Source organism: Kitasatospora sp. NPDC034023, from assembly GCF_055575795.1.
On the sequence record NZ_JBVIRY010000001.1, the window covers coordinates 241132 to 260730 of the forward strand.

Here is a 19599-nt window from a genome sequence, read left to right on the forward strand (position 1 = left end):
CCCGGAGGCCGTCCGCAACGGAGACACGTCCCTCCGGCGGGGGCCCGGAGTGGTGTCCGACTGACCGGTAGGGGCATGATTCTGAGCTGTCGACAATCCACTGACGCCTCCGGACCCCCAGCGGCCCCGGAACCGCAGACCCGCGGCGGCGTCACGCCGCACAGCCGCAGAGGAGAACCGCTGATGCCCGCAGGAGCCGCAGACCCGTCCAGCAACGGCCGGGCGCCCTACGAGGGCGAGCGTTCGGTGGGGCAGCTGTTCGCGGCGGCCACCGCCGACCTGTCCGCGCTGGTCCACGACGAGATCGCGCTCGCCAAGGCCGAGATCCGGGCGGACGTCAAGCGCGGCGTCTCCGGCGGCGTCTCGCTGACGGTCGCCGGCGTGGTGGCGCTGTTCTCGATCCCGATGCTGAGCGCCGCCGCGGCCTTCGGCATCCACGCGCTGGGCATTTCGCTGGGCTGGTCCTTCCTCATCGTGGCCGGCGCCTACCTGCTGCTCGCGTTGCTGCTCGGGGCGCTGGCGTACCGCTCGTTCAAGAAGATCGAGCCGCCGCGCCGCACCATCGAGGGCGCCCAGAAGACCGCCGACGTGCTGAAGAACGCCCGGCCGCGCCCGGCCACCAAGGAGGAGATCGACCGCGCCCTGGGCCGCATCCCGTAAAGCGGTCCTGTCGGGCGGTTCCGTCAACCGTCCCGTCAGACGGTCCCGTCACGTGGTGCCGTCACGTGGTGCCGTCAACCGTCCCGTCAACTGCCCCGCCGACGGTCCCTTGCCGGAGGGGCCGACAGTGAGTGCCGGGCACGTGTCCGACGCGCGGATGTGACACGCTCTCGGTATGCCGCTTGACCAGAAGCCCGTGCCCGCGCAGCCGTCCGCCGACTCCGGCCCCGACTCCGGCCCCGGCCTCGTCCCCGAGGGCCCCGGCCCGGCCCCCGAACGGAAGCCCGTCGAGGCGGATGTCGAGGCGGATGTCGAGGCGCCCGCCGGGGCCGCTGCGGCGGCGCAGGCCGAGGCGTGGAGCATCCGGCAGGCCGGCCCGTGGACGCACCGCGACCTCGCGGCCAACGGCGCCCGCTTCCACATCGCCGAGCTGGGCTCGGGCCCGCTCGTGCTGCTGGTGCACGGCTGGCCCGAGTACTGGTGGGCCTGGCGCCACCAGCTGACCGCGCTCGCCGAGGCCGGCTACCGGGCGGTGGCGCTCGACCTGCGGGGCGTCGGCGGCAGCGACCGCACCCCGCGCGGGTACGACCCCGGCAACCTCGCCCTGGACATCACCGGGGTGATCCGCTCGCTCGGCGAGCGCCGGGCGCACCTGGTCGGACATGCCTCCGGCGGCACCCTCGCCTGGGTGGCGGCCGTGATGCGTCCGTCCGTCATCCAGAGCCTGACCGTGGTCTCGGCCGCGCACCCGAGGGACCTGCGCCGGGCTCTGCTGACCGACCGCCGCCAGTTCGCCGCGTTCGAGCACGTGCTGGGCTTCCAGCGGCCGTGGATACCGGAACGCCGCCTGGTGGCCGACGACGCCGAGCTGGTCGGCCGCTACCTGACCTCCTGGACCGGCCCGAACGGCCTGGACGAGGCCGAGGTGCACGCGTACCGGCAGGCGATCCAGATCCCCAGCACCGCGCACTGCTCGATCGAGCCGTACCGCTGGCTGATGCGGTCGATGGCCCGGCCGGACGGCATCCAGTTCGCCCGGCGGATGAAGAAGCCGATCACCGCGCCGACCCTGCACGTCCAGGGCGCGGCGGACCCGGTGCTGCTGTCGCACACCGCGCTCGGCGGGGGCGAGTACGTGGCGGCGCCCTACCGCTGGCGGCTGCTGCCGGGGGTCGGGCACTTCCCGCACGAGGAGGCGCCGGAGGAGTTCACCGCCGAGCTGCTGGACTGGGTCGGGCGTCACAAGGAGTGACCCCGCGCCGGAGACGGCCGGAGACGGTCGGGGAGGCCGGGGAGGCCGGGCGGCGAGGCGGCCGGGCGGTAGGGGAAGGCGCCTGGGCCCAGTGGCTCGAGTGCAACTCCCTTGATGCTGTGTTCATATGACAAGCACATAGGCCAATCTCGACACAACCCCGGCGGTTACCTCGACCGGCCCAGGGGCATCCATACCGGTATGAGTTGGATGCCCGATCGCGGCGCCGCCCCGCGCGGCCGACGCCAGAACAGCCCCCAGCGTTCCGCCCACCGCCCCGACCGGGCGGACGACCTCGGCTTCGACGGCCTCGACCCTCGTCAGCGCGCCGAACGGCGGCAACTCGGCATCCCACACATCCTCGGTCGGCGCGCCCGCTGGGTGGGCGCACGACTGCGGCGCGAGACCTGAGGCCTCGCGCCGCGTAAGTCCGACGGTGACGGACGGCCCGTGGTGACGGACGGCCCGTGGTGACGGGCGGCCGGTCGACGGCCGCCCGGCGCGCACCGCTCAGTTCGTGATCGGCGACAGCGCGGTGAACCAGAGCAGGACGAAGGTCGCCACCGACATGATCGGCACCAGCACCTTGGTCTCGACGTCGTTGCCGCTGCGCTTGATCAGCACGATCTCGTAGCGCTCCTTGTGCGGCCAGAGCAGCGGCGCGCCCTTCTTGGTCAGGCAGTCGCCCAGCAGGTGCGCCAGCGTGCCCAGCGCCACCGCGTACGGCAGCCAGCCGGGCGCGTTGGGCATCCAGGTGTTCATGCCGAAGGTGCCCAGCGCGGACAGCCCGATGATGGTGATCCAGCTCTGCGGACCGTCACCCGGCGGGCAGAGCCGCAGCGCCCGGATCGCGAGCGCCAGCAGGAAGAACGTCAGCACGAGCGTGAAGTTGCGGCCCAGGAAGGTGACGCCGGCCCAGGTGCCGGCGCCCATCAGCCCGACGAACAGCAGCGAGTGGGTGGCGTGCCGGTGGCCGCCGGAGGCCCACGCCACGAAGCGGCAGAGCGCCTTGGAGATCGGACCGAGGAAGTTGGCGATCGAGCCGTCGTGGTGGTCGAGGTCCGGCAGCAGGGCCGCACCCGCGCACAGCACCGTGCCCATCAGTATGTCCGCCGGCTGCAGCGTGGTGTGCAGCAGCAGCGGGGGCAGGAAGGGGGCCGATGCCGCGTACAGCATCGCCCCGCTCACCGCGTGCGAATGACCCATCATCGGACTGCCACGACCTCCCGTCGGGCCCACTCCGGGACGACGCCAGATTGAGCCGAACGGGTGAGCGCGGCCGAGGCTACCAGGGCGGACTGACGGTGCGACGGATATCGGACGGCCCGGCCCCCGGCGTGCCCCGCCCACAAGAGGCCCGGACCGGGGCTTCCGGGCCGCCCGGGCCCGGACCGGGGCGCCCGACGTCAGAGCGCGCAGCCCTGGGTCTCCACCCGGGCGGTCGCGGCACTGCCCTGCTGGACGTCCTCGCGGACCTCCGCCGCGGTCAGCACGTACCCGGTGTCGGCGCTGTCCAGGGACTTGGCGAACACCACGCCGTACACCTGGCCGTCCGGGGTGAGCAGCGGGCCGCCGCTGTTGCCCTGGCGGACCACCGAACGCACCGAGTAGACGTCGCGCACCACCTGGCCGCGGTGGTAGATGTCCGGGCCGTTGGCCTGGATCCGGCCGCGGATGCGGGCCGGCTGGACGTTGAAGGCGCCGTTCTCCGGGAAGCCGGCCACGATCGCGCTGTCGTTGGTCTTCGCCTCGCCCGCGAAGGTCAGCGCGGGCGCGTTCAGCTTCGGCACGTCCAGGACCGCGATGTCGCGCTGCCAGTCGTAGCGGACCACCGTCGCGTCGTACAGCTGGCCGAGGCCGCCGATCTGCACCGTCGGCTCGTTGACCCCGCCGACCACGTGGGCGTTGGTCATCACCCGGTGCGGGGCGAAGACGAAGCCGCTGCCCTCCAGGGTCTTGCCGCAGGAGGTCGCCGTGCCGACCACCTTGACCAGGCTCTGCTTGGCCCGCGCCACCGCCGGGCTGGCGGCCAACGCCGGGTCCGGGGTGTCGACCTGGGTGATCGGCTCGTGCTCGAAGGGGTTGAAGACCTGCGGGAATCCGTTGCGGGCGAGCACCTTGGAGAAGTCCGAGAACCAGTTCGGCGCGTCGGAGGGCAGCGCGTTCTGCACCCCGCCGAGGATCGCCGAGGAACGGACCTGCTTGGAGACCGTCGGCAGCGAGGCCCCGGCCAGCGCCGAACCGATCAGCCAGGCCACCAGCAGCATCGAGACCACGTTCACCACCGCGCCACCGGCCGCGTCCAGGACCCGGGCCGGGCGGCGGCCGATGTGGCCGCGCAGCTTCCAGCCGAAATGCGCGGTGACCGCCTGGCCGATCGCGGCGAAGACGATCACCACCACGACGGCCACCACCGAGGCCGTGGTGCCGGGGCTCAGGTGGTCCAGCAGCAGCGGCAGCAGCTCGACGGCCAGCAGACCGCCGCCGAGGAAACCGACCAGCGACAGGACACCGACCACGAAGCCCTGCCGGTAGCCCGACACGGCGAATCCCACGGCAGCGGCGATCAGCAGCACATCCAGGACGTTCACTCCGACACCCTCCCACGGTCCGCAGGCCGGACCGGCCGACAGCCGGTCACGATCCTCCGGCGTCGCCGCCCGGCAGCGCGCGGGAATGCTCGAGGTCACCCTGGACCAGGGCCAGCGCGTCGTCCGAGAGGTCAACGACCCGGGACGGATCCCAGGGCAGCTCCAGCCCGCTGTGGTGCAGCACCCGGTCGATCACCCCGGCGGTGAAGCCCCAGACCAGCCGTCCGGCAACCGCGAAGGCCGGACCGATGTGCCCCGAGGGGTGGCGCAGCCGCACCCGGTTCGCCGGATCGGCCAGGTCGGCGATCGACACCCGGAACACCGCGCCGGTCTCGCCCTGGTCCACCGGACGCACCGGCGACTCCTCGCGCCACCAGCCGAGTACCGGGGTCACCACGAAACGGCTCACCGGGATGTACAGCCGCGGCAGCGCCGCGAACACCTGCACCCCGTCCGGGTCCAGGCCGGTCTCCTCCCAGGCCTCCCGCAGCGCCGCGGCGATCGGCCCCGGGCCGTCCGGGTCGCCGTCCTCCGGGTCCAGCGCGCCGCCCGGGAAGGACGGCTGACCGGCGTGCGAGCGCAGCGACCGGGCCCGCTCGATCAGCAGCAGGTCCGGCCCCTCCGGGCCCTCGCCGAACAGCATCAGCACGGCTGCCGCCCGGCCGCCCCCGACCGGCGGCAGGAAGCGGCTCAGCTGCTCCGGCAGCACCCGCTCGGCCGCCTCCCGGACCGGCTCCAGCCAGGTCGGCAGGTCCTCCCGCTCGATCCCCCGCGCGATCATGCGCCCACCGCCAGGTCCGCGACCTGCCCCTGGTGGGCGGCGGCGTCCGCACGGGCGGCCGCCTCACCGGGGAAGTCCGCCGGGGGCCTCAGCCGCTGCCCGGGTTGGCCGCCCATCTCGTACTTCAGCAACTTCCGTGCCTTCTCCGGGTCGGTCACGCCCTCGCCGTACGCGGGGCAGAGCGGCGCGATCGGGCAGGCGCCGCAGGCGGGCTTCTGGGAGTGGCAGATCCGGCGGCCGTGGAAGACCACCCGGTGCGAGAGCATCGTCCACTCCGACTTCGGGAAGATCTCGGCGACGGCCGCCTCGACCTTCACCGGGTCCTCCTCGGACGTCCAGCCGAACCGCCGGGCCAGGCGGCCGAAATGGGTGTCGACGGTGATCCCCGGCACTCCGAAAGCATTGCCCAACACGACGTTCGCGGTCTTGCGGCCGACACCCGGCAGAGTCACCAGGTCGGCCAGGCGCCCCGGGACCTCACCGCCGAACTCGTCGCGCAGCGCGATCGAAAGACCGATCAGCGACTTCGCCTTGTTCCGGAAGAACCCGGTCGGGCGGATGATCTCCTCCAGCTCCTCCGGGTTCGCCGCCGCCATGTCCTCCGGCGTCGGGTACTTCGCGAACAGCGCCGGAGTGGTCTGGTTCACCCGCAGGTCGGTGGTCTGCGCCGACAGCACGGTGGCCACCAGCAGTTGGAAGGGGTTCTCGAAGTCCAGCTCCGGATGCGCGTACGGGTACAGCTCCGCCAACTCACGGTTGATCTTCCGGGCCCGCCGCACCATCGCCAGATGCGACTCGGCCTTCCTCGGCTTCACGGCGGGCCTCTTCGCCGCCTTCGCCACCGCCGACTTCACCGCCGGCTCGGCCTTCGGCGCCGCCGCGTTCCGGACCTTGCTCTCTGCCATGCACGAAGGCTACGCCGACCGGACCACCGCTTGTGGGCGATCAAGCACGGAAGCCGGGCCCGGCCAGGGCGTGTTGTCCGACTCCTCGGCACGAAGTCGGACCGCCCGGAAAAATCTTCGGTGGGAGCGATGAGTTCCGGGACGTGCTCCGGTCTATCTCCGTGACCGGCTCGTACGACGACAGAAGGAACAGCTCATGAGCACCGTGATCTCCGCTGATGGCACCACCATTGCCTGCACCGTCACCGGCTCCGGCCCGGCGGTCGTCCTGGTGGACGGGGCGACCACCCACCGGGCGTTCGATCCGGGTGCCGCGGTTGCCGAGCAGCTCTCGGCGCACCACACCGTGTGGGTGTACGACCGGCGTGGCCGTGGCGGGAGCGGGGACACCGCGCCGTTCGCGGTGGAGCGTGAGATCGAGGACCTGGCCGCCGTGATCGCGGCGGCCGGCGGCTCGGCCGGTGTCTTCGGTATCTCCTCGGGCGCCGCGCTCGCGCTGCGGGCCGCCGCCGCCGGCGTCGGCATGTCCCGGCTCGCGGTCTACGAGCCGCCGTTCAGCACCGAGGAGGGGCAGAGCGCCCGCTTCGTCGGGTACGTCGACGAGTTGGAGGCGGCGCTCGCCGAGGGGCGGCGCGGGGACGCCGTCGCGGCCTTCATGACCTTCGTCGGGATGCCCGCGGAGATGGTGGACGGGATGCGCGCCGCCCCCGTGTGGCCGCTGTTCGAGGCGATCGCGCCGACCCTGGCGTACGACGCGGCGGCGCTCGGCGCGCGGACCGGCGCGACCGTCCCGGTCGACGTCCTGGCCCGGATCACCGTGCCGGCCCTGGTGCTGGACGGCGGCGCCAGCCCGGAGCTGCTGCGGGCCCCGTCCGCGGCGGTGGCCGCGGCCGTGCCCGGCGCCGAGTACCGGACGCTGGCCGAGCAGACGCACGACGTGGCGGCCGAGGTGCTGGTGCCGGAGCTGGTGAAGTACTTCGCCTGAGCCCGGGATGGACCCCGGAGTCCGTGAACACCCGTCCACGTCCGCGTCCTAGTCTTCCGGTGGCCTGACGGCCGGAGGAACGCAGAGCCGGCGCAACGCAGCGGAAGCAGCGGAAGAGGAAGAGGAAGCATGGACGCGGATTTCAAGGACATCCCCACCACGACCCTGGCCGACGTCCTGGGCCGCGCCCGGGTCATGGACATCGGCCTGCGCCCGCTCTGGGACGGGATGCCCCGGGTGGCGGGCCCGGCGTTCACCGTGCGGTGCCCGCCCGGGGACAACCTGATGCTGCACGCCGCGATCCACCGGGCCGAGCCCGGCTCGGTGATCGTGGTCGAGTCCGGGGACCTGGACTACGCGCTGGCGGGCGGCAACGTGTGTGCCGTGGCGCAGCGGCGGGGCGTGGTGGCCTTCGTGGCCGACGGGCTGATCCGGGACCTCGGTGAGGTGCGGGAGCTCGGCTTCCCGGTGTTCGCCCGCGGGGTGATCCCGATCCCCGGGGCGAAGAAGGCGCTGGGTGCGCACGGCACGCCGGTGCGCTGCGGCGGCGTGCTGGTGGCGGCCGGCGACATCGTGGTGGCCGATGAGGAGGGTGTCGTGGTGGTGCCCGCCGCCGAGCGGGACCGGGTCCTGGACGCGGCCCGGGCGAAGCTGGCCAAGGAGGCCGCCGAGACCCTGGACGAGTGGGCGGCGGAGCACCGCGACCGGATCGAGCGGGCCCTCGCCGAGCTGGGTTTCCAGGGCTGAGCCCGGCCGCGGCAGTCAGCCCCGCAAGCCGAGCCCGGCCGCGGCAGTCCTGGCAACCCGGCCCGGATCAGCCCTGGTACAGCCCGTTCAGTTCCCCGAAGCCGAGCGCCCCGTCGAGCTGCGTCAGTGTCCCGGCGCCGAGCAGTTCGACGGCGGCGCGGCGGGCCGCGGTGTACGCGAGCTGGGCGAGGCCGGTACCGAGGCTGATTCGCCGCACCCCGGTGGCGGCGAGTTCGGCGACGGTCGGCCCGCCGGGGACGGCCATCGCGTTCACCGGCAGCGGCGCGCGCTTGACCAGCTCGGTGAGGGCTTCGAGGTCGAGCAGCCCGGGGACGAACAGGCCGTCGGCGCCCGCCTCCGCGTAGGCCTCGGCCCGGACCAGCACGTCGTCGAGCCCGCCGAGCCCGAACAGGAAGACGTCGGTGCGGGCGTTGACCACCAGCTCGGGCAGCCCGGCCGCGGCCGCCGCCGTACGGGCCGCGCGCAGCCGCTCGGCCTGCTCGGCCACCGGGAAGAGCGGGCCGCCGACGGCCGTCGAGTCCTCCAGGTTGACGCCGACCGCGCCCACGCCGACCAGGGCGGTCACGGTCTCGGCGACGTCGGCGGGCAGCGGCCCGTACCCGCCCTCGGCGTCGATGGTGACCGGCAGGTCCACCGCCGCGACGATCCGGCGGGCCGCCTCGACCGCCGCCGCCCGGTCGAGCCGCTGGCCGTCGCCGTGCCCGAGCGACCAGGAGACGCCGCCGCTGGTGGTGGCGATGGCCTGGGCGCCGACCGAGGCGATCACGGCGGCGCTGCCCGCGTCCCAGGCGTTGGGCAGGACGAGCACGCCGTCGGCGACCAGTCCGCGCAGTCGCAGCGCCCGCTCACGGGACTCGGGGGTGGTGGACATGGGTGTCACCGGCTTTCGTACGGATCGGTGGGGACGCAGGCATCCTGTGCCCGGCTCCCCGGCCGGTACCAGTGATTAAGCTGGGACTGAATCTTCGCGGAGGGGGCCCGCATGCGTACCGAACTGCACTTCTCCGCGCAGGACCTGGCGCTGACCCGGTTCGCCGTCTCGCCGATGCAGGAGGTGGTGACCAGCCTGCGCGCCCTCGCCCACTCCCCCGTCCCGGCGCTGCACCGGCGCTGGGCCGGGGAGGTCCGCGAGCGGCTGGCCGCCGCCGGGCCAGCCCTGGAACGGCTGGCCGCCCTGGTGCCGCCCACCGGCCACCTGCCGGACTTCCTCAACCCCGCCCCGGTGGGCTTCTCCCCCACGCTCGCCGAGGAACTGGCCACGATCACCGCCACCGGCGCCGAGCAGGTCCGGGCCGACCTGGACATCCTGGCCGCCGAGGCCGACGGCCGGCTGCCGGCCGTCCTGGCGCCGCTGCACCGCGACCCGGCCGGGCAGCTGCCCCGGCTGGCCGCCGACCTCGCGGCGTACTGGGAGCTGGCGCTCGCCCCGTACTGGGCCCGGATCCGGGCCCTGCTCGCGGCGGACGTCTTCCACCGCTCCCGGCAGGCCGCCGAGCACGGCACCGCGCGGATGCTGGGCGAACTGCACGACACTGTCCGCTGGGACGGCTCGGCGCTGCTGCTGGAGCGGCGGCACTGCGCGGTCACCCGACTGACCGCCGGGTCCGGGCTGCTGCTCCTGCCCTCGGCCTTCGCCTGGCCGCGGGTGCTCACCCGGGTGCTGCCGCCCGACCCGCCGCAGCTGGTCTACCCGGCGCGCGGCACGGCCACCCTGTGGGAACGCCACCCGGGCCCGGCGGCCCGCACCGACGCGCTGGCCGGCGTCCTCGGCCGCTCCCGCGCCCGGCTGCTGGCCGAGCTGGACTCCCCGGCCTCGACCAGCGAGCTGGCGCGCCGCACCGAACTCTCCGCGGCCGGCGTCTCGCAGCACCTCACCGCGCTGCGCACGGCGGGCCTGACCAGCGCCCACCGCGCGGGCCACGCCGTCCTGCACGCCCGTACGGCGGTCGGCGATTCCCTGTTCGATCAGGACGGACAGGCATTCGATTAGGGCCGGTCCGGGAACTGCCCCCGTCCGTCCCGCCCGATGACCCGCCAGTACGAATGGCCCCGCACGGCACACCTCGGCAGACCCCCTCCTCATATGATCGGAGCGACATGCGCCATGCTTGGTGATGCAGAACACTGAACGGAACTTGCGCCGGACGGCCCACCCGCCGCCCGGCCGAGAAGGAGGAAGCACGTGGACGACGTTCTGCGGCGCGCCGCACTCTTCGCGGCACTCGACGACGAACAGGCCGGCGAGCTGCGCGCTTCCATGACCGAGGTCACCCTCGCCCGTGGGGAGTCGCTGTTCCACGAGGGCGACCCGGGCGACCGGCTGTACGTCGTCGCGGAGGGCAAGGTCAAGCTGCACCGCGCCTCGCCGGACGGCCGCGAGAACATGCTCGCCGTCCTCGGCCCCAGCGAGATGATCGGCGAGCTGTCGCTGTTCGACCCGGGCCCGCGCACCGCGACCGCCAGCGCGCTGACCGAGGTCAAGCTGCTCGGCCTGGGCCACGGCGACCTGCAGCCCTGGCTGCACGCCCGCCCCGAGGTCTCCATCGCGCTGCTGCGGGCCATCGCCCGCCGACTGCGCCGGACCAACGACGTGATGTCCGACCTGGTCTTCTCCGACGTGCCCGGCCGCGTCGCCAAGGCCCTGCTGGACCTCTCCCGCCGCTTCGGCGTGCAGTCCGAGGAGGGCATCCACGTCGCCCACGACCTCACCCAGGAGGAGCTGGCCCAGCTGGTCGGCGCCTCCCGCGAGACGGTCAACAAGGCGCTCGCCGACTTCGCCGGCCGCGGCTGGCTGAAGCTGGAGGCCCGCGCGGTGGTCCTGCTGGACGTCGAGCGGCTGTCCCGCCGCTCGCGCTGACGCTCCGCGCGCCCGCACCGCACCCGCACCACGCCGAAGGGCCCGTCCGCACGGACGGGCCCTTCGGCGTTCGCGGTCGGACCCGGCAAGCCCCGGTCGCGGGTCGGCCCCGGTCGCGGGTCAGTCGAGGTCCGCGATCAGCCCGTGCTCCTCCAGGTAGTCCAGCTGGGCCCGGACGGACAGCTCCGCGGCCGGCCACAGCGCCCGGTCCACGTCGGCGTAGACCCGCGACACCACCTCGGGAGCGGTCCGGCAGCCCGCCTCGACCGCGGTCTCCACCTGCGCGAGCCGGTTGGCCCGGTGGGCCAGGTAGTAGTCGACGGCGCCCAGCGCGTCCGCGAGCACCGGGCCGTGGCCGGGCAGCACGGTCCGCACGCCGTGATGGGAGGCCATCGTGTGCAGCCGGCGCAGCGAGTCCAGGTAGTCCCCCAGCCGGCCGTCGGGGTGGGCGACCATCGTGGTGCCGCGGCCGAGCACGGTGTCCCCGGTGAGGATCGCGCCGTCGTCCGGCAGGTGGAAGGTCAGCGAGTCCGAGGTGTGGCCGGGGGTGCCCACCACCCGCAGGTCCAGGCCGCCGATGTCCAGGCGCTGGCCGCCCACCAGGCCCTCGGAGCCCAGCCGGTGCGCCGGGTCCAGGGCCCGCACCTCGGTGCCGGTGAGCTCGGCGAAGCGGGCCGCGCCCTCGGAGTGGTCGGCGTGGCCGTGGGTGAGCAGGGTCAGCGCGATCCGCTTGCCCCGCTCCTCGGCGAGGGCGACCACCCGGCGCAGGTGCTCCTCGTGCAGCGGGCCGGGGTCGATCACCACGGCGAGGTCCGAGCCGGGTTCGGAGAGCAGCCAGGTGTTGGTGCCGTCCAGCGTCATCGGCGACGGGTTCGGCGCCAGCACGCACAGCGCCCGGGAGGTGGCCTCGCCGCCGACGACGGCGGCGGGGTCACCCGGCAGGAGTCCGCTCATGCGCCCACCTCGCTGCGCTCGGCAGCCGCTTCGCGCAACGCACACCTCTCGACGATTCGCTCACTTCGCTCGCTCATGCGCCCACCTCGCTGCGCTCGGCAGCCGCTTCGCGCAACGCACACCTCTCGACGATTCGCTCAGTTCGCTCGCTCACCGGCCACCCTCGCCGTCGCGATGGAGGGCCCGCAGCGGCAGTGCCCGGACGAGGGCGCGCTGCGCCACCTCGACGAACGGGACCGGGCTCTCACACGCCGGGGTACGGGGGATCAGGCGGCGGGCGGGCATCTCGGGTGCCGTCCGGGGAGCCACGTCGTTGTGGGTCATCGGGCGTCGGTCCTTTCTCTGCGGTGCGACTGCGGTCTGACTGCGGGGTGGGTGATCGATCGGTCGGTACGGATGGTCCGGCGGTGCGGGTGGGTCAGGAGTCCTCGGGGAAATCCCCGTCGATGGTCAGTTCGTCGTACCCGGGCCAGCGGACCGTCATGCGGTCCCCGCGGACCTCGGCCCGGCCCAGGACCGGGTCCAGCGGACGGTCGGCGGCCGCGGCCAGCGCCTCGGCGGCGGTGCGGACCGGCGACAGTTCGCGCAGCACCGTCACGGTCGGCGGCAGCATGCCGAACCGGCCCTCCTGGTAGCCCCGGACCGCCTCGGCGGGGCTCAGCCACGCGACCCGGTCGGCCTCGCCGACCTCCAGGGCGGCGCGCTGGCCGGCCGGCAGGGCCGCCACGAAGAACCAGGTGTCGTAGCGGCGCTCCTCGAACTCCGGGGTGATCCAGCGGGCCCAGCCGCCCAGCAGGTCGCTGCGCAGCACCAGGCCGTGGTCGCGGAGGAACTCGGCGAAGGACAGCTCGTGCGCCTCCAGCGCGGCGCGCTCGGCGGACCAGTCGCGCGGCGCGGCGACGCTGTGCGCGTCCGGGCCGGCCAGCAGGACGCCGGCCTCCTCGAAGGTCTCGCGGACGGCCGCGCAGACCACCGCCCGGGCCGTCCGGGCGTCCACTCCGAGTCGGCCCGCCCACTCCTCGGGCGAAGGACCGGCCCAGCCCGGTTCGACCTCGGCGTCCCGCGGGTCCACCCCGCCGCCCGGGTAGGCGTACATCCCGGCCGCGAAGGCCATCGAGGTGCGACGGCGCAGCAGGTAGGCCTCCGGCCCGGCGGCGGCGTCGCGCAGTAGCACGACGGTGGCGGCGGGCCTGGGCACCGGCGGGGTCAGCACGCCGGATTCGACCGCCCGGATCCGGGCAGGCCAGCCGGGCGGCATCGGGAGCGTCGTTGCTCGATGGTCCATGCCCGGATGCTAAGCGCACGAAGGCGGGGTTGGACAGGCCCGACCCCGCCTTCGCGATCACACTCAGGCCTGCTTGACGCGCACCTGCAGCTCGATCTCGACCGGGGCGTCCAGCGGCAGCACCGCGACACCGACGGCGCTGCGGGCGTGCACGCCCGCGACACCGAGCACCTTGGAGAGCAGCTCGCTGCAGCCGTTGATGACGCCCGGCTGGCCGGTGAAGTCGGGGGCGGAGGCGACGAAGCCGACGACCTTGACGACCCGCTCGATCCGGTCGAGATCGCCGATCACGGACTTCACGGCGGCCAGGGCGTTCAGCGCGCAGGTCTGCGCGAGCTCCTTGGCCTCCTCCGGGGACACCTCGGCGCCGACCTTGCCGGTGCTCGGCAGCTTGCCGCCGACCACCGGGAGCTGGCCGGAGGTGAACACGAACTCGCCGGACTGCAGGGCCGGCACGTACGCGGCGACCGGGGCGGCCACCGGCGGCAGGGTCAGGCCCAGCTCGGCGAGCTTCGACTCGACGACGCTCATGCGTTCTTCTCCCGCTTGAAGTAGGCCACCAGGTTCTCCGGGTTCAGGCCGGGCACGACCTGGACGAGCTCCCAGCCGTCCTCGCCGAAGTTGTCCAGGATCTGCTTGGTGGCGTGCACGAGCAGGGGCGCCGTCATGTATTCCCACTTGGTCATGGCCAGACTCTAGACGAGCCGCCGCGGCGATCGGACCCGCGCGGCGGGCGACGTGTGAGGTGGGCCACAAAGAGGGCATGATCAGGCCTGGCAACCCCGGGTGCTCCGGGCATCCGGCGCGGTCCCTGGTTACCCTCGCGAGAGGGCACCCTGGTGAGGGCCACCCTCGTCAGGAGGGGACGCCCGCAGGACGGAGACGGACGGAGACGGAGCGTGGCACGCACCCCCGGCCAGGCGGACCGGCGCGACCCCGACTGGGAGGGCGTCCGGCTGCACGTGGTCAGCGGCAAGGGCGGCACCGGGAAGACCACGCTGGCCGCCGCACTGGCCCTGGCGCTCGCCGCCGACGGCGGCCGGGTCCTGCTGATCGAGGTCGAGGGCCGGCAGGGCATCGCCGAGCTGTTCGGGATCGCCGCACTGCCGTACGAGGAGCGCCGGATCGCCTCGGTCTCCCGCCGGCAGCTGGGGCTCCCGGCCGGGGAGGCGCCCGCGGGCGGCACACCGGCCGGCGAGGTCTTCGCACTGGCGATCGACACCGAGCAGGCGCTGCTCGAGTACCTGGAGATGTTCTACAAGCTCGGCCGGGCCGGCAAGGCGCTGCAGAAGGTCGGCTTCGTGGACTTCGCCACCACCATCGCGCCCGGTGTCCGGGACGTCCTGCTGACCGGCAAGGCCTGCGAGGCGACCCGGCGCAAGGACCCGGACGGCCGGCGCCGCTACGACGCGGTGGTGATGGACGCCCCGCCGACCGGGCGGCTGACCCGGTTCCTCAACGTCAACGCCGAGGTCGCCGGGCTGGCCCGGATCGGCCCGATACACACCCAGGCGCAGGCCGTGATGCGGGTGCTGAAGTCACCGGAGACCGCGGTGCACCTGGTCACCCTGCTGGAGGAGATGCCGGTGCAGGAGACGGTCGACGGCATCGCGGAGCTGCGCGAGGCGAAGCTCCCGGTGGGCGGCGTGATGGTCAACATGGTCCGGCCACCGGTGCTGGACGCGGCGGCGGTGGCCGCGGTCGACGGGAACCACCGCGAGGAGGTCGCCCTGGCGCTCGGGGAGGCCGGGCTCGGGGGCCGCTCGCGCAAGCCGGAGACGGTCCGGGCGGCGGTGGAGCCGCTGATCGACCCGCTGCTGGAGCAGGCCAGGGAGCACGCCGAGCGGGTCGAGCTGGAGCGCGAGCAGCGCGCCGACCTGCAGCAACTGCGGCTCCCGACGTACGAACTTCCGCTGCTGGGCGAGGGCGTGGACCTCGGCGGGCTGTACCGGCTGGCGGGCGACCTGAAGCGGCAGGGGGCGGCATGACCTCGAACGGGGTGCGGAGCACCGGGAAGCGGCTCGCGGTGGACGAGCTGATCGACGACCCGAAGACCAGGATCATCGTCTGCTGCGGGTCCGGCGGCGTCGGCAAGACCACCACCGCCGCGGCGATCGGCCTGCGGGCCGCCGAACGCGGCCGCAAGGTGGTGGTGCTGACCATCGACCCGGCCCGCCGGCTCGCCCAGTCGATGGGCCTGACCGAGCTCGACAACACCCCCCGGGTGGTCAAGGGGGTCACCGGGACCGGGGAGCTCCAGGCCATGATGCTGGACATGAAGCGGACCTTCGACGAGGTCGTGCTGGCCCACGCGGACCCCGAACGGGCCCGGGCGATCCTGGAGAACCCGTTCTACCAGTCCCTGTCGGCCGGCTTCGCGGGCACGCAGGAGTACATGGCGATGGAGAAGCTCGGGCAGCTGCGCGCCGCCGAGGAGTGGGACCTGATCGTCGTGGACACCCCGCCGTCCCGCTCGGCGCTGGACTTCCTGGACGCGCCGAACCGGCTCGGGTCCTTCCTGGACGGCCGGGTGATCCGGATCCTGACCGCCCCGGCCAAGGTCGGCGGGCGCAGCGCGATGCGGTTCCTGAACGCCGGGATGGGCCTGCTCACCGGCACCCTCGGCAAGATCTTCGGCGCCCAGCTGCTCACCGACGTGCAGACCTTCGTCAGCGCGACGGACTCGATGTTCGGCGGCTTCCGCGAGCGCGCAGACCGCACGTACCAGCTGCTCAAGGCGCCGGGCACGGCGTTCCTGGTGGTGGCCGCACCGGAACGGGACGCGCTGCGCGAGGCGGCGTACTTCGTGGACCGGCTCGCCGCGGACCGGATGCCGCTGGCCGGACTGGTGCTCAACCGGGTGCACGGCACGGGCGCACCGCAGCTCACCGCGGAGCGGGCGCGGGCGGCGGCGGAGGCGCTGGAGGAGAACGGCTCGGAGCACACCTCGCCGGAGGCGGAGCTGCTCGCGGCCGGGCTGCTGCGGCTGCACGCCGAGCGGATGCAGATCATGGGACGGGAGCGCCGCACCCGCGACCGCTTCGTCTCGGTCTACCCGGACGTGCCGATCGTGGAGGTCCCGGCGCTGCCGGGCGACGTGCACGACCTGGAGGGTCTGCGGGCCATCGGGGACCGGCTCGGCGGCACGGCGTCGGACGGCGCGGCGTAGGACGGCACGGCGTAGGACTGCGCAGCACAGGACTTCGCGGCACAGTAGTTCGCGACGTTGGACGGCGCGACGTTGGACGGCTCGGGGCGGTGCGGCGTGGGCGCCCGCCCTGGGCCGACCGGCCCGGACCCCCCGGTACGGCCGGTGCGGCCTGTGCGGTCGGGCTCAGCCCGCCTGGGCGTAGTCCGTCAGTATCACACCGGTCGCGAGGGACTCCTCGTACTCGGTGCGGGCCGTCTCCAGCAGCCTGCGCCACGAAATGACCGTCGGGCGGCGGCGCAGCAGCGCCCGGCGCTCGCGCTCCGTCATCCCGCCCCAGACCCCGAACTCCACCCGGTTGTCCAGGGCGTCCGCGAGGCACTCCGTCCGCACGGGGCAGCCGCTGCACACCGCCTTGGCGCGGTTCTGCGCCGCCCCCTGGACGAACAGTTCGTCCGGATCACTCGTGCGGCAGGCGGCCTGCGCACTCCAGTCGTCAACCCAGCCCATCCCGGCGCCGTCCTCTCCCGTATCGAGGCTCCCCCACGGCGGCAACGGCATATTCACCGTTGCCAGTTGAGGACGTTACGGAAGAACGACAGCTTGCAACAGCCCCTTCGGGCTCAATCTCGCATGACCCGATTGGACTATGGGTACCGGTCAGCTCACTCGTTGGAGTGATCGCAGGTCACATGCCTTGCCAATGCGTAGTCCCCCACTCTCGCCACAGGCGCCATCACGGAGAGCGACCATTCGCGCGAATGCCACAGCCCCCAGCCGCCACAGAACCCGGTCATCCACGGGCAATTCGGGCAACTCTCGCCACCCACACGAGTGAATGATGTTGACGCACCGAAGCTGTACCAAGCTTGTGACAAGCCTAGGCGAACACCTGCCCCGATGTACGGGAATCCGCGACGTAGGGTTCTCCCCATGGCACCGAAGCGCCCCCAGGCATCCCAGCCCCCAGGCAACACCGGAGCTCCGCGCGGCAGGTCCGGCGGATCACCGTTGGAGCACGTCGGCAACGGCGTGAAGTTCCTGGGCGTCAGCGTGCTCTCCGGAGTCCTGCTGGCAGGCCTCGCCCTGCCCGCCGTCGGCGCCATGGGGCTGACCGCCAAGGACACGGCGGAGAGCTTCGACAACATCCCCGACGACTTCAAGACGCCGCCGCTCACCCAGGCAACCCAGATCTTCGACGCCAAGGGCGGCCTGATCGCCAAGGTCTACGAGCGCGACCGCACCGTCCTCACGGTCGACCAGATGTCGCCGTTCATGCGGCAGGCCCAGGTGGACATCGAGGACGCCCGCTTCTACGAGCACGGCGCCATCGACCTCAAGGGCATCCTCCGCGCGGCCAGCAAGAACGCCGAGAGCGGCACCGCCTCCCAGGGTGCGTCGACGCTGACCCAGCAGTACGTGAAGAACGTCAACGTGGAGAAGGCCGGCGACGACCAGGCGGCCGTCCTGGAGGCCCAGCGCAAGACCCTGGGCCGCAAGATCCAGGAGCTCAAGGTCGCGATCAAGCTGGAGGAGGACCTGACCAAGGATCAGATCCTCACCAACTACCTCAACATCACCTTCTACGGCCACCAGGCCTACGGCGTCGAGGCGGCCTCCCAGCGCTACTTCAGCAAGAGCAACAAGGACCTGACCGTCGCCGAGGCCGCCACCCTGGCCGGCATGGTGCAGAACCCGTCGTCCTACGACCCGGTGCGCTACCCCGAGAACACGGTCAAGCGCCGCAACGTCGTGATCGACAAGATGCTCGAGAACAAGCACATCACCGCGGACCAGGCGAAGGAGGCGAAGGCCGCCCCGCTGGGTCTGAAGTACAAGGACCCGCAGAACGGCTGCATCACCGCCCAGGCCGGGATGGGCTTCTTCTGCGACTTCGTCCGCCACGTGGTCAAGCAGGACCCCGCGTTCGGCAAGAGCGCCGACGAGCGCAAGAAGCTCTGGGACACCGGCGGCCTGAACATCTACACCACGCTGGACCCGGACAAGCAGGCCGCGGCCCAGAACGCCGTCACCAAGCTGGTGTACGTCACCGACCCGGTGTCGGCCGCCGCGACCATGATGGAGCCGGGCACCGGCAAGATCCTGGCGATGGCCCAGACCCGCCCGTACGGCCTGGACGCCAACAAGAACCAGACCGTCGTCAACCTCAACGTCGACGCGGCGATGGGCGGCGGCAACGGCTTCCAGCCGGGGTCGACCTTCAAGCCGATCGTGGCCGCCGCCGCCCTCGAGTCCGGCATCCAGCCCACTCAGCAGTACAAGTCGGAGAACCGCATCGAGTGGCCGACGATGAAGACCTGCGAGGGCACCTGGAAGAACACGGAGAAGGGCAAGGCCCGGACCGTGCCCAACGAGTCCGAGAGCGAGAAGGGCCCCTACGACCTCAAGACGGCCATGGCCATGTCGGTCAACACCTACTTCGTCGAGATGGAGGCCGACATGGGCCTCTGCCCGGTGAAGCAGATGGCCAACAAGCTCGGCATCACCACCAAGGCGAGCGGCAAGCCCCTCGAGGAGGTCCCCTCGATGGGCCTCGGCGTGCAGGAGATGTCGCCGCTGACCATGGCGAACGTCTACGCGACCTTCGCCGCGCACGGCAAGTACTGCACCCCGATCGCCATCAACAAGATCACCACGGTGGACGGCAAGGACATGGCGGTCCCGCAGTCGGCGTGCAGCCAGGCCTTCTCGGAGTCCACGGCCGACGCCATGAACACCGTGCTGAGCGGCGTGACCGAGAAGGGCACCGGTAAGGACCTCGGTCTCGACGACGGCCGCCCGATCGCCGGCAAGACCGGCACCTCGGACGAGAAGCGCGCCGCCTGGTTCAGCGGCTACACCCCGCAGCTGGCCACCTCGGTCTGGCTCGGCGGCCCGGCCGGCGGCGTCCCGATGAAGAACATCAAGATCGGCCCGACCCCCTTCGCCGAGGTCTTCGGTGCCACCGGCCCCGGCCCGATCTGGCGCATGGCGATGAACCAGGCCCTGAAGGGCGCCCCGGTGGAGCAGTTGCCCACCGCGAACATCCCGGACATGCCCAAGCCGGACCCGGCGGCCGGGGCCACCCCGCCGGCCGACCCGAACACCCCGCCGGCCGGCGCCAACCCCCCGCCGCAGCAGGGCGGCGGCGCCCCCGGCGGCGGGAACAACGGCGGCGGGAACAACGGCGGCGGCACCCCCGGCGGAATGATCGGCGGCGGGTTCACCTTCCCGCCGGGCATGATCGGCGGCGGCGGGAACAACGGCGGCAAGCACGGCGGCGGCAACGGCTGACCGAGCCGCCCGGGCCGAGCCCGCGGAACAGTAGCGAAGGGGCGTCCTCCGGTTCGGAGGACGCCCCTTCGGCGTGTTGCCGGGGTGACGGGCCGTCGGGCCCTGGAGAGCCCCTTACG

21 protein-coding genes are annotated in these 19599 nt (G+C 73.0%); 10 read left to right on the plus strand and 11 right to left on the minus strand.

Annotated features, from left to right (window positions below):
* Window positions 1-183 precede the first annotated feature (183 nt).
* The 3 genes from ACZ52R_RS01100 to ACZ52R_RS01110 all read left to right on the plus strand — a co-directional run bounded on the left by ACZ52R_RS01100 (window position 184) and on the right by ACZ52R_RS01110 (window position 2323).
* Window positions 184-660, plus strand: a complete 477-nt coding sequence (locus ACZ52R_RS01100) for a phage holin family protein (protein ID WP_360496235.1) — start codon at window positions 184-186, stop codon at window positions 658-660.
* 175 nt (window positions 661-835) lie between these two features.
* Window positions 836-1912, plus strand: a complete 1077-nt coding sequence (locus tag ACZ52R_RS01105) for an alpha/beta fold hydrolase (protein WP_465622698.1) — start codon at window positions 836-838, stop codon at window positions 1910-1912.
* A 201-nt stretch (window positions 1913-2113) separates the two neighbouring features.
* Complete coding sequence (locus ACZ52R_RS01110; RefSeq protein WP_360496241.1) at window positions 2114-2323, plus strand: hypothetical protein; 210 nt, start codon at window positions 2114-2116, stop codon at window positions 2321-2323.
* Window positions 2324-2422: 99 nt separating this feature from the next.
* Here the strand turns inward: ACZ52R_RS01110 and ACZ52R_RS01115 are convergent, their stop codons facing one another.
* From ACZ52R_RS01115 to nth, 4 genes are all read right to left on the minus strand, one after another.
* Window positions 2423-3121, minus strand: a complete 699-nt coding sequence (locus tag ACZ52R_RS01115; protein WP_360496244.1) for a metal-dependent hydrolase — start codon at window positions 3119-3121, stop codon at window positions 2423-2425.
* A gap of 197 nt (window positions 3122-3318) precedes the next feature.
* Window positions 3319-4503: a MarP family serine protease gene (locus tag ACZ52R_RS01120; protein ID WP_360496247.1), complete on the minus strand. Its 1185-nt coding sequence runs from the start codon at window positions 4501-4503 to the stop codon at window positions 3319-3321.
* Window positions 4504-4549: 46 nt separating this feature from the next.
* The gene (locus ACZ52R_RS01125) at window positions 4550-5284 is read right to left on the minus strand and encodes an NUDIX hydrolase (protein WP_465622699.1); all 735 of its coding nucleotides are present in this window, start codon (window positions 5282-5284) and stop codon (window positions 4550-4552) included.
* On the minus strand, window positions 5281-6189 hold the full coding sequence (gene nth / locus ACZ52R_RS01130; protein ID WP_465622701.1) for an endonuclease III: 909 nt from the start codon (window positions 6187-6189) through the stop codon (window positions 5281-5283). Before nth ends, ACZ52R_RS01125 begins: the two co-directional genes overlap by 4 nt.
* Window positions 6190-6385: 196 nt before the next feature.
* Between nth and ACZ52R_RS01135 the strand changes: the two genes are divergently transcribed.
* Window positions 6386-7174, plus strand: a complete 789-nt coding sequence (locus ACZ52R_RS01135; RefSeq protein ID WP_465752416.1) for an alpha/beta fold hydrolase — start codon at window positions 6386-6388, stop codon at window positions 7172-7174.
* Window positions 7175-7303: 129 nt separating this feature from the next.
* Window positions 7304-7921, plus strand: a complete 618-nt coding sequence (locus tag ACZ52R_RS01140; protein WP_465622703.1) for an RraA family protein — start codon at window positions 7304-7306, stop codon at window positions 7919-7921.
* A 67-nt stretch (window positions 7922-7988) separates the two neighbouring features.
* On the opposite strand, the gene ACZ52R_RS01145 is transcribed toward ACZ52R_RS01140, so the two are convergent.
* Window positions 7989-8813 carry an isocitrate lyase/PEP mutase family protein gene (locus tag ACZ52R_RS01145; RefSeq protein WP_465752418.1) on the minus strand — a complete coding sequence of 275 codons (825 nt, stop codon included), beginning with the start codon at window positions 8811-8813 and terminating at the stop codon, window positions 7989-7991.
* 111 nt (window positions 8814-8924) lie between these two features.
* On the opposite strand from ACZ52R_RS01145, the gene ACZ52R_RS01150 reads away from it, so the two are divergent.
* Both ACZ52R_RS01150 and ACZ52R_RS01155 read left to right on the plus strand, forming a co-directional pair.
* Window positions 8925-9932 (plus strand): ArsR/SmtB family transcription factor, encoded by a 1008-nt coding sequence (locus ACZ52R_RS01150; protein WP_465622706.1) that lies wholly within the window; start codon window positions 8925-8927, stop codon window positions 9930-9932.
* 192 nt (window positions 9933-10124) lie between these two features.
* Window positions 10125-10799, plus strand: coding sequence for a Crp/Fnr family transcriptional regulator (locus ACZ52R_RS01155; RefSeq protein ID WP_030288117.1), 675 nt, complete (start codon window positions 10125-10127; stop codon window positions 10797-10799).
* Window positions 10800-10919: 120 nt separating this feature from the next.
* On the opposite strand, the gene ACZ52R_RS01160 is transcribed toward ACZ52R_RS01155, so the two are convergent.
* The 5 genes from ACZ52R_RS01160 to ACZ52R_RS01180 form a co-directional block, all read right to left on the minus strand.
* Window positions 10920-11753, minus strand: a complete 834-nt coding sequence (locus tag ACZ52R_RS01160; RefSeq protein WP_465622708.1) for an MBL fold metallo-hydrolase — start codon at window positions 11751-11753, stop codon at window positions 10920-10922.
* Window positions 11754-11903: 150 nt separating this feature from the next.
* A complete protein-coding gene (locus ACZ52R_RS01165; protein WP_360496271.1) occupies window positions 11904-12077 on the minus strand; it encodes a hypothetical protein in 174 nt (57 codons plus the stop codon).
* Window positions 12078-12171: 94 nt separating this feature from the next.
* Window positions 12172-13038, minus strand: a complete 867-nt coding sequence (locus ACZ52R_RS01170) for an NUDIX hydrolase (RefSeq protein WP_465664027.1) — start codon at window positions 13036-13038, stop codon at window positions 12172-12174.
* Between the two features lie 63 nt (window positions 13039-13101).
* Window positions 13102-13569: a RidA family protein gene (locus ACZ52R_RS01175; protein ID WP_360496277.1), complete on the minus strand. Its 468-nt coding sequence runs from the start codon at window positions 13567-13569 to the stop codon at window positions 13102-13104.
* A complete protein-coding gene (locus ACZ52R_RS01180; RefSeq protein ID WP_360496280.1) occupies window positions 13566-13724 on the minus strand; it encodes a DUF4177 domain-containing protein in 159 nt (52 codons plus the stop codon). Before ACZ52R_RS01180 ends, ACZ52R_RS01175 begins: the two co-directional genes overlap by 4 nt.
* 213 nt (window positions 13725-13937) lie before the next feature.
* Between ACZ52R_RS01180 and bagA the strand changes: the two genes are divergently transcribed.
* Together bagA and bagB are read left to right on the plus strand one after the other, a co-directional pair.
* Entirely contained in the window at window positions 13938-15026 is a 1089-nt protein-coding gene (gene bagA, locus ACZ52R_RS01185) for an ATPase BagA (protein WP_360496283.1), read from the plus strand.
* Window positions 15023-16207 carry an ATPase BagB gene (gene bagB, locus ACZ52R_RS01190; RefSeq protein WP_465622711.1) on the plus strand — a complete coding sequence of 395 codons (1185 nt, stop codon included), beginning with the start codon at window positions 15023-15025 and terminating at the stop codon, window positions 16205-16207. The genes bagA and bagB overlap by 4 nt, the downstream gene beginning before the upstream one ends.
* 165 nt (window positions 16208-16372) lie before the next feature.
* Here the strand turns inward: bagB and ACZ52R_RS01195 are convergent, their stop codons facing one another.
* The gene (locus ACZ52R_RS01195) at window positions 16373-16696 is read right to left on the minus strand and encodes a WhiB family transcriptional regulator (RefSeq protein WP_030240986.1); all 324 of its coding nucleotides are present in this window, start codon (window positions 16694-16696) and stop codon (window positions 16373-16375) included.
* A 501-nt stretch (window positions 16697-17197) separates the two neighbouring features.
* On the opposite strand from ACZ52R_RS01195, the gene ACZ52R_RS01200 reads away from it, so the two are divergent.
* Window positions 17198-19480 (plus strand): transglycosylase domain-containing protein, encoded by a 2283-nt coding sequence (locus ACZ52R_RS01200; protein WP_465752420.1) that lies wholly within the window; start codon window positions 17198-17200, stop codon window positions 19478-19480.
* Window positions 19481-19599: the final 119 nt, after the last annotated feature.